General features: G+C 43.8%; 15 protein-coding genes and 1 tRNA gene. 8 read left to right on the forward strand and 8 right to left on the reverse strand.

Translation table 11 applies throughout. From position 1 onward, the window contains the following. The first annotated feature begins 115 nt into the window (after positions 1-115). The 4 genes from ONZ52_RS19170 to ONZ52_RS19185 all read left to right on the forward strand — a co-directional run bounded on the left by ONZ52_RS19170 (position 116) and on the right by ONZ52_RS19185 (position 1828). Positions 116-295 carry a putative quinol monooxygenase gene (locus ONZ52_RS19170; protein ID WP_265220243.1) on the forward strand — a complete coding sequence of 60 codons (180 nt, stop codon included), beginning with the start codon at positions 116-118 and terminating at the stop codon, positions 293-295. 203 nt (positions 296-498) lie between these two features. Then, a tRNA-Arg gene (locus ONZ52_RS19175) sits at positions 499-575 on the forward strand. A 96-nt stretch (positions 576-671) separates the two neighbouring features. Continuing rightward, positions 672-1610 carry a hypothetical protein gene (locus ONZ52_RS19180; RefSeq protein ID WP_265220244.1) on the forward strand — a complete coding sequence of 313 codons (939 nt, stop codon included), beginning with the start codon at positions 672-674 and terminating at the stop codon, positions 1608-1610. Continuing rightward, on the forward strand, positions 1607-1828 hold the full coding sequence (locus ONZ52_RS19185) for a hypothetical protein (RefSeq protein ID WP_265220245.1): 222 nt from the start codon (positions 1607-1609) through the stop codon (positions 1826-1828). Before ONZ52_RS19180 ends, ONZ52_RS19185 begins: the two co-directional genes overlap by 4 nt. 35 nt (positions 1829-1863) lie before the next feature. Here the strand turns inward: ONZ52_RS19185 and nhaR are convergent, their stop codons facing one another. Then, positions 1864-2760 carry a transcriptional activator NhaR gene (gene nhaR, locus ONZ52_RS19190; protein ID WP_265220246.1) on the reverse strand — a complete coding sequence of 299 codons (897 nt, stop codon included), beginning with the start codon at positions 2758-2760 and terminating at the stop codon, positions 1864-1866. A 125-nt stretch (positions 2761-2885) separates the two neighbouring features. On the opposite strand from nhaR, the gene ONZ52_RS19195 reads away from it, so the two are divergent. From ONZ52_RS19195 to ONZ52_RS19210, 4 genes are all read left to right on the forward strand, one after another. Then, the gene (locus ONZ52_RS19195; RefSeq protein ID WP_111607117.1) at positions 2886-3299 is read left to right on the forward strand and encodes an HPF/RaiA family ribosome-associated protein; all 414 of its coding nucleotides are present in this window, start codon (positions 2886-2888) and stop codon (positions 3297-3299) included. 244 nt (positions 3300-3543) lie between these two features. Further along, a complete protein-coding gene (locus ONZ52_RS19200) occupies positions 3544-3834 on the forward strand; it encodes a hypothetical protein (protein WP_265220247.1) in 291 nt (96 codons plus the stop codon). Further along, a complete protein-coding gene (locus tag ONZ52_RS19205; protein WP_265220248.1) occupies positions 3723-4481 on the forward strand; it encodes a DUF6933 domain-containing protein in 759 nt (252 codons plus the stop codon). Before ONZ52_RS19200 ends, ONZ52_RS19205 begins: the two co-directional genes overlap by 112 nt. 36 nt (positions 4482-4517) lie before the next feature. Next, positions 4518-4700: a helix-turn-helix domain-containing protein gene (locus ONZ52_RS19210; protein ID WP_265220249.1), complete on the forward strand. Its 183-nt coding sequence runs from the start codon at positions 4518-4520 to the stop codon at positions 4698-4700. Positions 4701-4844: 144 nt separating this feature from the next. Here ONZ52_RS19210 and ONZ52_RS19215 read toward each other — a convergent pair whose 3' ends face one another. From ONZ52_RS19215 to ONZ52_RS19245, 7 genes are all read right to left on the reverse strand, one after another. Then, positions 4845-5879: a LacI family DNA-binding transcriptional regulator gene (locus ONZ52_RS19215; RefSeq protein WP_265220250.1), complete on the reverse strand. Its 1035-nt coding sequence runs from the start codon at positions 5877-5879 to the stop codon at positions 4845-4847. A gap of 74 nt (positions 5880-5953) precedes the next feature. Continuing rightward, complete coding sequence (gene melA / locus ONZ52_RS19220; protein ID WP_265220251.1) at positions 5954-7363, reverse strand: alpha-glucosidase/alpha-galactosidase; 1410 nt, start codon at positions 7361-7363, stop codon at positions 5954-5956. 61 nt (positions 7364-7424) lie between these two features. Further along, positions 7425-8729, reverse strand: coding sequence for an ABC transporter substrate-binding protein (locus tag ONZ52_RS19225; protein WP_265220252.1), 1305 nt, complete (start codon positions 8727-8729; stop codon positions 7425-7427). A 21-nt stretch (positions 8730-8750) separates the two neighbouring features. Then, complete coding sequence (locus tag ONZ52_RS19230) at positions 8751-9002, reverse strand: ABC transporter permease family protein (RefSeq protein ID WP_265220253.1); 252 nt, start codon at positions 9000-9002, stop codon at positions 8751-8753. After that, a complete protein-coding gene (locus ONZ52_RS19235; RefSeq protein ID WP_265220254.1) occupies positions 8974-9639 on the reverse strand; it encodes a carbohydrate ABC transporter permease in 666 nt (221 codons plus the stop codon). The genes ONZ52_RS19230 and ONZ52_RS19235 overlap by 29 nt, the downstream gene beginning before the upstream one ends. Further along, a complete protein-coding gene (locus ONZ52_RS19240) occupies positions 9626-10510 on the reverse strand; it encodes a carbohydrate ABC transporter permease (protein ID WP_265220255.1) in 885 nt (294 codons plus the stop codon). The genes ONZ52_RS19235 and ONZ52_RS19240 overlap by 14 nt, the downstream gene beginning before the upstream one ends. Before the next feature lie 127 nt (positions 10511-10637). Then, positions 10638-11741 carry an ABC transporter ATP-binding protein gene (locus ONZ52_RS19245; RefSeq protein ID WP_265220256.1) on the reverse strand — a complete coding sequence of 368 codons (1104 nt, stop codon included), beginning with the start codon at positions 11739-11741 and terminating at the stop codon, positions 10638-10640. Between the last annotated feature and the right edge of the window lie 179 nt (positions 11742-11920).

Raw genomic sequence — 11920 nt, forward strand, 5'->3', positions numbered from 1 at the left:
ATGGAAAATGTGCTCACTTTAGTGGCCACCATCACTGCGAAAACAGGTAAAGCGGAGTCCCTTAAAAAGTGCTTTATTAAACTTGGTCGCGCCAACTCGAGCTGAAGCCGGGTGTTTGCAATACGATCTACATCAAGATAACCAAGATCCAAATGTCTTTGTGTTTTTAGAGCGTTGGACAGGTTACGACGTCTGGCATGACCACATGGAAAGTGCGCACATCAAAGCCTACATTGCCCTAGCGGATGACTTAGTAAACGAATTTGTCGTCAAAGAAATGCACGCCATTGGCTAATCATGACGAAAACACCATCGGGCAGCGACCACAGACCCGTTCGTCGTCCGAAATCTTAGTGCAAAAGCAGAATATCAACACTTTGGGCTAACATTATTGTATTAAGCACTGGAATCCTGAGGGATTTCCTTTAGAATACGCACTCAAATTTGTTCTGGCCTACTTTGCTCCATGCAAAGATATCCCCGTCAGACAACCCTAATGCGCCCGTAGCTCAGCTGGATAGAGCGTCGCCCTCCGGAGGCGAAGGTCGGAGGTTCAAATCCTCTCGGGCGTACCATTTTTGACCAGTCCTGTGACATTCATTGCTATCTTTTGTCGCTCTTTTCATGTCTAAACTGCTATAAAGACACATCCAAAGGAAGAGGGCAAACAAGTGCTTAAGCAACTCGGTAAAATAAACGGTTATTACCTTGCCATTGTGTTGGCGATTGTTTTTTCGTGGTGGGGCTTGCTTGACAGTAAAGCATCTGACTATGTCTCTTCTTCCTTAGTGCAGGCGTTAAGTGCGTTTGGTTTGGCTAAGTTGTTTAACGCGACGGTATCGGTGTTACAAAGCATCCAAATCAGTGTGTTTGTCAGCTCTGTAACCATTGGTGAGTTATTAGACCCATTTAACGACATGATCGAAGATTTTTCCGGTGTCATGAAGGTCGCAGTGTCGTCGCTTATCTTTCAAAGTATTTTGCTTAAAATCATCTCCACCGTGTATTTTAAAGTCTTTGTGACGTTTTCTGGTTTGCTGTTTGGCTACTTATATTGGTGCAAAAGTCGTTTTGCTGAAGTGGCGTATAAAGTCTTTGTTACTGCCGTGGGGGCGAAGTTTTTATTGGTACTGGTGGTGTTACTGTCAGCGCTGGTTGATGCATCGTTTTTAAGTGATGAAAAGACGCAAACCATGGATAAAATTCAAGTGTATTCGGCTGATATGAATGATGTCACGACGGGGCTAGGGGTTGCATTCGATCTAAAACAATCTTTGGAGAAAGACAAACAAAGTGTGCAAACCAAGCTCAACGAGCAAGAAAAAATGCTGTCCGAGCACAATGGACGATTAGCGGATTTAACGGCCCAAAATGCGTCTCTGAATCGTCAGATATCGGCTCGCAAAGAGACCTTATCTACGTTAGACATTGTCTTTAATAACGACAAAATATTAGCGGATTTACGAGCAGAGCAGAGTCTTTTAGCGAATGAGCGCCATAGCCTTCAGCAGACGATACAAGCCAGCCAAATTAAGATTAGTATGCTACAAGCGTCCATTGATGATTTAGAGAATCTGGATTCAGAAGAGCAAAGTTTTTTGCTTCTATGAAGCAAAGTGCTTTTGGCCTGAATCATTTTAAAGACAAGGTCAGTGAGTACGTGGGCACGCTCAATGGTCTCGTCAACGATTTCCTTACCTTATTGGCACTGTTTGCGTTTAATACGGTCTTGATTCCTATTTTGTTCCTGTATTTGGGGGCAAAAGGCTTCAAGCTGGTTTGGCAAATGAAACCGTCTGACCTAGTAGAACGAACTAAAAAAGCGTAAAAGATAGCCTATAAAGTGCGGCTATCTTTGCGTTGTTACTTATGTTTTAACCAGCCTTTTGCCGCGTCTGTGATGGCAACCAGCGCTGGGTTGGAAAGGCGTTGTTCGGTGGCAATGGCGAAGAACTGCTCGCGTATTTCTTCGGTGCTGCCGATGGCTTCCACATGAAACTGCTTAGCCACTTCGTTCGCAATAGCCGATGGCACGATAAACACCCCCGCACCTGCCTGACCAAAGGTTTTCATCAGGACTCGGTCATCAAATTCCCCCATGATTTTCGGATGAATATGGTGTTTTTCCAGCCATTGTAAGAGTTGAATTTGTATTAACGATTGATCACTGGGAATCAAAAAAGGCGCACCTATTAGGTTCTTTGGAAAATCCGCTTTATCTTGTTCTATTAGGTTTGGTGCCGCCATAAAAGACGTACCACATTCGCCCAAAAAGTGGTTATAGCCACGCACGCCCAAGTGGGGTGGAATGGGACCATCGGCAATAATCAGATCCAGCTTATGCAACGCCAATTCCCCTAATAAACTTTCGAGACTGTTTTCCTTGCAGATAAAGCGTATTGGATCTTCGAGTGCCATAGCGGGTGCCAACAAACGATAAGCGATGGATTTAGGAATAGAATCAGCGATCCCGACCCTGAGTAATTGCGTTCTATCGGTGGATGCGATGCGTACTGATTGCTCCAGCTCACTGCCTAAGGAAAATATCTCATCCGCATAGCTCATCACCATATGACCCGTATCGGTCAACGCGAGGTTGCGGCCTACCTTGCTAAACAGTTCTTTACCCAGTTGCTCTTCTAGTAAGCCGATCTGTCCACTGATGGTTTGCGGGGTAATGTGCAAATGCTCGCTGGCTTTTGTAATGCTGCCTTGTTTTGCCACCATCCAGAAATAGTGCAAATGTTTGAAATTGATCATGTTTCACCAATACTTCGAGAAAAGCTGATTGTTTACATAAATAATTCGATTATATCTTATGAGTTTTTGTGAGTAACGTGAAACTTCCAACATAACTTACTCATTCATGAGTGAAGGAGAACAAGATGAGAATCAAAGTCCAAGCACGTCGTCTAGCGCTGACCAAAAGTTTAAAAGCGTATGTGAAACGTCGTCTTAATTTTGCCTTGAATTCCCGTTATGACAATATTCAACGAGTGACCGTGACGCTTACCGATGTCAACGGTCCGAAAGGTGGTGAAGACAAGCACTGCCAAGTTCTGGTCAAACTCAATGGCCAAAAAGAAGTGGTAATAAGCGAGCAACAAGCCGATTTGTATTCGGCCATAGACAGCGCTGCTAGCCGTACAAGCCGAACGGTGACACGACGCATTGAACGACTACAACACAAAGCCACGCGATTAAAAGCCGCTTTTCATAAGATGAGACCGCAGAAGAAAATGCCGCGAGACATTTATGAAGAATACGAAAATGAATACGGTTACTACCAACATGCTTGAGTAACAATCTCGATTCCCTGAACTGATAAGTAACAACCGCTTTAGGCGAACCAATTAATCGGTTCGCCTTTTTTTATTCTCCAGAGCAGGGCATTCCATTAGGCTCACAGCATGACTAAGGAGACATACCGACAAAAAACGCTGTTTTTAACGAAAGTCCAATGAGCTTTTGTCCTTATGTGGCAAAATAACAGGTAGTTGATAAGAATGTATTCCCTACCAATCGCATGACCGGAGGCCTCTAATGTGGGTATTTAACTGTACGAAAGCCGCGATGGAGTGTTTTACTACCACGGTAAAAGGCGAAAAGCGCACCTGTGTCGCAACGCCACCGCACAAGACCATTGCTGAATCCATCGAACAGGCCAGAGATGGTGTGGTGTTTCCTGATCGGTTAGGGCTAACCAAGGCATACGACACAGAGTGGCATTGGTTAGTACACTGTATATCGGTGAAACGGCAAAAATACTTGCTGGTGATGGACTACAACACACGTTATTGCATGACTATGTTAGCGCCCAAAAAGGGGACGTAGCCAGTTTTTTAAACGATTTTGAAGGGCATTTGTACCTGAATATTATGGGCATTACCGCCCCCCATAATATGAACGTAGAAGAGATTGCTGAATCCTTAGAAGCGTGCCATCAAAGAGGTAACAATGCGCTATTTTATCAACGCAACGATCGCAGCGCGCAAGCTCATATGAATGATGTGTCCTGGTATTTGCAGCGTCATTGTTACGAAGACTTCATGCTCGAAGAGGAAGAGGACTTACTTGACTTCAACCTTTATACCGGTGAAATACCCCGTCATGCGAAAGGCCAAAAAGGTCACTTCTATCCTGTTCAAGCTTTTTTACTGCAATGGCTCAATGCCTATTCTTCTGATCCAGAAAAAACCATCACACCGAACTTGTTGGAAGTGAAAAATTACGTTCAACACTTCTCATTAGGCAATATGGTAGAAGACTTGGATGACAACGCCGCCGACGCCGCCCTTGCTGAATTACTCAAGTCCTTGCCAGTTGGTGTTGCTCATCTGGGGGAAGGCGAACGGAATCAAAAGAATGCCAAGCCTACAAACACCAACTCTAAAAACGCCAAATCCAGCTCTGAGAAGATCAAAGACGTTAAACACAAAGACAATGTCATCGACTTCTCTGTGTATCAGAAGAAGCATTAAATCGGCTAATGTGTTTGTTATATAGCAACTTTTTATATGTCAGTAGCGGTTTTGGATGGCAGAATGGCCGATCGAGAAGAAATCGGCGAGAAAATTTGTGCCGCACGCAAAGCGATGAAGAAAACGCAAAAGCAGATCGCAGGGCAGGCAGGTATTCATAAATCGACCTTGTCATTGATCGAAAATGGCCACTTCACCAGGTCGTTAGATATTCAGTAACGTTACCCAGATGCGGTCGGTTTAACTCTAGGTTTAACACTATATGTGGCGCCTAAAAACATCGATTACCCCAATGGGATGAGATAGAAACCCTATTTGCGGAGGATGATTGATGTCTGCTGAAACGTCTTTTTATTCTGCTTTTTATGTTGTTAGCTTCGAACCACAAGAGTCTCTCACAATCAACTGAGATTCAATTCTATGATGCTTTGCCGATGTGCTACCGTTTAACTGCTCTATCAACATGGCCACCGATTTCTGACCATGTTCTTCTGGGAAGGTTTTTATGGTGGTGAGAGCAACCGGGGCGAAGTTGGCCAATGGAATGTCATCATAGCCAACAATGGCGATGTCTTCTGGGACTCTTAAGCCATTATCGAATAAAGCCTTCATGACACCAAATGCAACGGTGTCATTACCAACAAAAATCGCGCTGAAGGGGATGTTTTTTTGCAGTAAACGCAAGCAGGCTTGGTATCCACTGTCGGCACTTAAGTTGGCAAATTCTTTGACAGCGTATTGTTCCAGACCGGCTTCTTCTAGAGCACTTAACCAACCTCTTTCTCGAGAATGCACACTGGCAAAAGCAGAGGATGCGAAGCCAATATGAGCAATTTTTTTATGACCGAGTTGGATAAGATGGTTAACGGCTAGTTTTGCATTGACAAAGTTATTACTGCCGGTTGTACTGAATTCGTATCCCGTTGCAATGCTACGTGATGGGCTGCCAAAGGCAACAAGAGGCATGAATAAACGATTGATCTCAGAGAGCTCTCTATAATCGCCTTCTCTAGGGTTCACGACAATCAAGCCATCCACTCGACCACTTTTTGCCAATCTTCGATAGTTTTGTGACGCTTCGCCATCGGTAGATTCGATTAATAATTTCATGTTTTGCGCGCGAGATTCTTCCGCTACAGAAGCGACAACACGAGCCAAGAAGGCATCCACATAAAGATGTTGAATATCGGGTAGCACGAGTCCTATGGTGGCTGACGAGCCAGAAGCAAGAGATTGGGCTGCCGCATTAGGTTCATAACCCAGTTCTGCTGCCGCATTGAGTACTTTGGTGCGAGTTGCTTCGCTGATGCCAGACTTTTTAACATTGTTCAATACAAAGGATACGGTGGTTCGAGAGACGCCGGCAAGTCTAGCCACCTCGATACTGGTTGGTTTCATATCGGTATCCTAAATAAGCGCCACTCGATGCTTATTATTTTTGAGTAAAGAGTAGCGCAAAAGTTACAGTTAGGTTAATGGTAAAAGTAGTCGGGTAGGTAGTCCCGATGTGCTTCCATTAATTCATCCACCATAGCACGTATTTGTTTTATATCGAGCACGGAACTGGTGTGAGGATCTAACATGGCAGCATGATAAATATGATCTCTATTCTGCTCTAAAACGGCGTTTACCACCATTTCTTGTACACCCACATTGGTTCGCATTAGGGCGGCAAGTTGAACAGGTAAATGGCCAACACGCGTTGGAGTCACGCCATTATGATCGACTAAGCAAGCGAGTTCAACGGCACAACCCTCAGGTAGGTTCTCAATGAGTTTATCATTGATAACGTTGCCGTAAATTACGCTTGGCTCTCCCGTCACCATGGAATTGATAATGGTACTACCGTATTCAACGGAGCGTTTGATTTCTGATAGGCCAGAAAGCATGTGCGCTGCATTATCAATTTCTCGTGACATCACCTTGATATTTTTTGCTTTCAGCTGATCTTTCAGCATCGCTGTGGATTGTGATCCTGGGTGACGTAATTCTTCTTCGATAAAAGGCCACGCTACCTCATAGACTTGGCATCGGCCTGGGTATTCGTCGAGTGGAATATGGAAGTCAGTAAGCAAATCTTCACGTCCAGGTTTAATAAACCATGGCACATATTCGGCAAAGTGTTCACTGGATTCTGTGGGGAAATAGCCGAATTGTTGCATTACCTCATAGCGAACACGGTTCCAATCTGGCATTGTATTTTGCTTGGCCAGCTCTTTTAATTTGGGGTATAGATCTTCACCCTTGTGCTCTAATTTTGTATAGAACGCCATATGGTTAATGCCAGCACACTGAAACGCTATGTCATTCACTGGAATGCCAAGATCTTGAGACAGTTCATATGCTGTGTGCTGTACGCTGTGACATAAGCCAACGGTTTTGACTTTGTCGCTTGCTTTGTTTAAAGCCCAAGTAATCATTGCCATTGGGTTTACATAGTTGAGATGGATGACCTTATCACTACTGACTTCTTCCATATCTTTTATCATCTCTAACATGACTGGGATCGTGCGCAGTCCTCGCATGATGCCTCCGATGCCTAGTGTATCGCCAATCGTCTGTTCAAGACCGTATTTTTTGGGGATATCAAAGTCGCGCACTGTCGCTGGTTTGTAGCCACCCACTTGAATGGTGCTAAGGACAAAATCGGCGTCTTTTAAGGCAATGCGACGATTTTTTTCGGTACTAACGTCGGGTTTAATATCAAGCATATCAGCCAATCTATGTGCTACGGCTAAAGAGAGATCCAAGCGATGCTCGTCAATGTCATGCAACACAATTTTGGCATGTTTAAGGGCTGGCAAAGACCAGATGTCGCCCAATAGGTTTCGAGTAAAAACGGTACTACCCGCTCCAATAAGTACAATTTTAGGAGAAAGCATTATGTCTATCCTTTAGTCAGTGGCCATTCACGTAAAAAGAGTCTGGCCAGATTAATTGTTGTTATTTGCTGTAACGGAGAACTTTTTTGTTGGCATCTGAAAGGGCTTTTTGTGCACTTTCTTTGCCGAGTAAAATTGATTGAATGGCGCTTTCCATCGTGCTATCGATACGTGCACCATTTTTCGCAATCGGAGGAAGATAGGTTTCAGATTGCGACATGGTCAGAAAGGCAGACGAGTCGATATTGCGTTGCATTTGGGCACCAACAGCTTTTTCCGCCATGCCTTTAATGGCAGGGAAGACCACACCTTTTGACGCAACGACGCTTTGGCATTCAGCGGATCCCAAATATTTCACCCATTGCCATGCTTCTTCTTTGTGCTGAGAGCCGCTCCAAATAGAATCGGCAAGGCCGTTAAACATGGTGGCGCGTTTACCTGATGGGCCTTTAGGCAGAGGAACCCAGTGATACTTACTTTTCACATTGTTATCGAAGTAAGTAATCATCCATGAACCTTGAGGAATAATGGCGGCTTTGCCTGCGACAAACATAGAGTCTGAACCAAGAGACTGAGTGTTTTTAAAATCGGCAGAAAGGCCTTTTTTAGACAGTCCAGCAAGATAATCCAAGGTGTCAACAAGGGATTTGTCATCGTAATAAAATTGGCTTCCCCAAGGTTTGTCTTGGAATTTAAAGCCATTTGAAACAGCAAAATAACTCCATTCTGTTTGTCCTAACATGCCGCCAGCACCAGGGTTTTGGTAGCCATAAACCGCCACATTATTGGGGTCAAATTTATCTGAGGTTGCATTGTTGCCATTTTTATCCAGTGTCAGTTTGCGAACAATTTGTTCGAAACTGCCACCGTCTTGCGGGTTCCATGTCATCAAATTTAGCTCATCTAAGGTCACCCCCGCTTTTTCGGCCATGTCCATATTGACGATCATGGCAATGGTGTCCCAGTCTTTGGGTAAGCCAAATTGTTTGCCGTCTTTGCCCCACACCTCGTAAAGGCCGTCTGTGTAGATACTGGGGTCCAGTTTGTCACGCTCGATATAGCTAGATAGGTCCACAAGTTGGTTGTTTTTCACAAACTCAGGGTACTTTGCCAAATGATCTGTGAACACATCGGGCGCAGTACCAGAAACAAAGCCAGTAGAGAGTGCCGTCCAATAATCATCCCAACCCGATTGGGTGATTTTGACACTGATGTTCGGATGCTTCGCGCTAAAATCCGTAGCGCACTGTTGGTAAGCTGGGAGCTGGTTAGAATCCCAAAGTACATATTTTATTTCCACCGCTTGGGCAGCACTTGCACTGACCGCTATGGCAAGAGAAGTGAATGCAAGACGTTGTATTTTCATGGTATATCTCCTTTGTTATTTTTATTTACCGCCAGTAAACTGGACAGATTCGACGATACGACGACCAAAAAAGAACAACATGATGATGGTCGGAATAGTGGCAATGACGGTGGCTGCCATTAAACCGCCCCAATCAGGTTGACCTTGAGGGGTTTGGGATTTGAATGACTGCAGGGCAACGGGTAAGGTCTTCATGCTGTCATCGGTCGCAATGAGAAAAGGCCAGAGAAACTCATTCCACATATTAATGGTGGTTAAAGTGGCCACCGTCATTAATGAAATTCCAACTGAGTGGCAGGGCAATTTTGAAAAAAATCATGAACGAGTTTGCGCCATCAAGTTGCGCGGCTTCTTCGATATCTTTGGGTAAAGAAATAAAGAACTGTCGTAAAAAGAATACGGCGAAACCGTGCATTAAGAAGAAGGGTGCCACCATACCAAGCATGGAATTCAGTAACCCTAAATCTCTCATTAAGACGAAATTTGGGATCAAGGTAACCACACTGGGGATCATCATAGAGGCAACAAAAGCACCAAAGAGTAGCCTGCTGCCATAAAAGGGAATTCGGGCAAAAGCGTAAGCGGCCAACGCGCAATTAAAGGTTTGCACAATGACAATAATACCCGTAAAAATGACCGAGTTAATCATTGACGTTGTGATGTTTATATTCGCACCAGAACCGCCAGCGGCGATGGATTCCTCAGTACTCAATAGGCCAAAAATCTTTTTATAATTAGACGTCGTTGGATTGTCAGGCAAGAGCTGTGTCGATGTTGTATACAGCTCTTCCGCTGGCACAAAGGATGTCTTTGCCACAAACAGTAATGGAAAGATGGTCACCACCAACATGGTGATTAAGATCAACCAAGCGACGCAACGTGCAGGGGTAATTTTTTTAATTAAGATCACTTTCGGAAGCCCTCATAATGTGCATTTGAAGAAGAGTGTAAGCCAGCATAATCATGCATAAGGTGACTGACATCGCAGAGGCATAGCCCATTTTGTAAAAGCTAAAAGCGTTTTGAACTATGTAGTAGACAATGACTCTGGTTGAGTCGAGAGGGCCTCCTGCCGTGGTAACCGCAATGGTATCGAAGATCTGGAATGATCCTGTGACACTGGTGACTAAGACAAATACCATCACAGGCCTTAACAGCGGCAAGGTGATTTTGCGGAACATTTGAAATTCCGTGACCCCTTCCAAAGATGCCGATTCATAGAGGTATTTCGGAATCGTCTGTAGGCCAGCTAAAAAGAGCATGGCGCACAATCCCATATGACGCCAAATGTTAATGGCGGCGACCGATATAAGAGCTTGATCTGGATCACCAAGATAGGCTTGAGGTGCTAAACCAAAGAAAGAAATTAGACTGTTCACAATCCCTAGAATCGGATCTAACATCCACAGCCAGACTAATGCCACTAAAACATTGGAGAGTAAATACGGCAGTAAGATAGCGGCTTTGACAAAAAGAGATTTGGTCAAACGATCCATGGCGACCGCTAAAAACAATCCCAGCATAATTTGCAAAGGAATATTGAGCAGCACGTAGTAAGCGGAGAGTTTTAAACCATTCCAAAACTGATCGTCCTCGAGCATGTCGACATAGTTGTCGGTTCCAACATAATATGGCTCACTCAGTAAATTCCAGTCGGTTAGACTTATGCCTACAGCCCGACCAGCAGGCCATGCATAAAAAAGCAAAAAGCCAATCAAAGCAGGAAAAATAAACAGGTACCCAAAAAGCGAATTTTTCATTTTGCGCGACATAAATGGCATGGTGATTCCTTCTTATTTTTATTGAACTAACGCGCGTTAGTTTTTTTGGTTAAAAAAATTTCGACCCATTAATTCTCTAATAAATACTAAACTAACGCGCGTTAGTAAAGGGTTATTTTTTATACAGCTATCGATTTGGTAGAACGCGTTCAATCAATGCTTTGCCTGCATGGTCGAATAAGTAGCAGTCGCTCTGTTTGATTCCAACATTTAATACTTCACCGGATATGATTAGATTTTCACCAGACACTTCAACTATTACATGGTGGTTTTCAAAGTGACTATAAAGGTAACTGATGCCACCTAGATGTTCTGCTACGTCAACACTGATATCAAAATGAAAGCCGCTTTCTTGCAGCTCTAGATTTATATGTTCTGGACGAAATCCCAGTGTCACTTTGTCTCCTACAGCGAGTTGATCCGATTGGGATTTAAAGGGTATTTTTTGCCCATTAAAATCAATCACAACTTGGTTATCCGCTTCAATATTACTAATAACTGCGGGTAAAAAGTTCATTTTGGGAGAGCCGATAAAGCCTGCAACGAATGTATTGTTGGGATTGTGATATAGCGCCATAGGGGAACCGATTTGTTCAATGTAGCCAGCTCGTAGGACAACGATTTTATCCGCCAAAGTCATGGCTTCCACCTGATCGTGAGTGACATAAATCATAGTAGATTTGAGTTTTTTATGGAGTTGGGCTATCTGTATGCGCATGTCAACACGTAGCTCAGCGTCTAAGTTGGAAAGCGGCTCATCGAATAAAAAGACATCAGGTTCACGTACAATAGCTCGACCAATTGCCACACGCTGTCGTTGACCACCAGAGAGTTGTCTTGGTTTGCGATCAAGCAGCTCATCAAGTTGCAGAATGTGACTGGCTTTGGTGATTCGTGTGTGAATGTTTTCTTTTGATTCGCCTCGCATTTCCATGCCAAAACTCATATTCTCTCTGACGCTCATATGTGGATAGAGGGCATAAGATTGAAAAACCATGGCGACGCCTCGATTAGCTGGCGCGATGTTATTCATGTTTTTATCGCCGATTTCAATAACGCCTTCTGTTATCTCCTCAAGGCCAGCAATTAAGCGTAGTAAGGTAGATTTACCGCAGCCAGAAGGGCCGACAAAAACCACAAACTCTCCGTCACACAGTTCAAGATTGACACTGTGTATCGTCTCTAGCTTATCAAAACGCTTGGTCACGTTTTTTAGGGTTATATTTGCCATATTTTGCTATTTCCTATCTTGTTTTTATAATGGAACATGGTTCCATTATTTTATCCAATTGTGAGTAAGTCAAGTATGGTTTTGTATTCCGTCGACTATTAATATTGAATAGATAGGTTAAATATGGCTTTATTCGCGAAGAAGTCATTGATCTCAATAAGATAAATAAATAACACAGC

This window comes from Marinomonas rhodophyticola, from assembly GCF_026113935.1.
In the GTDB taxonomy this organism is placed as follows: domain Bacteria; phylum Pseudomonadota; class Gammaproteobacteria; order Pseudomonadales; family Marinomonadaceae; genus Marinomonas; species Marinomonas rhodophyticola.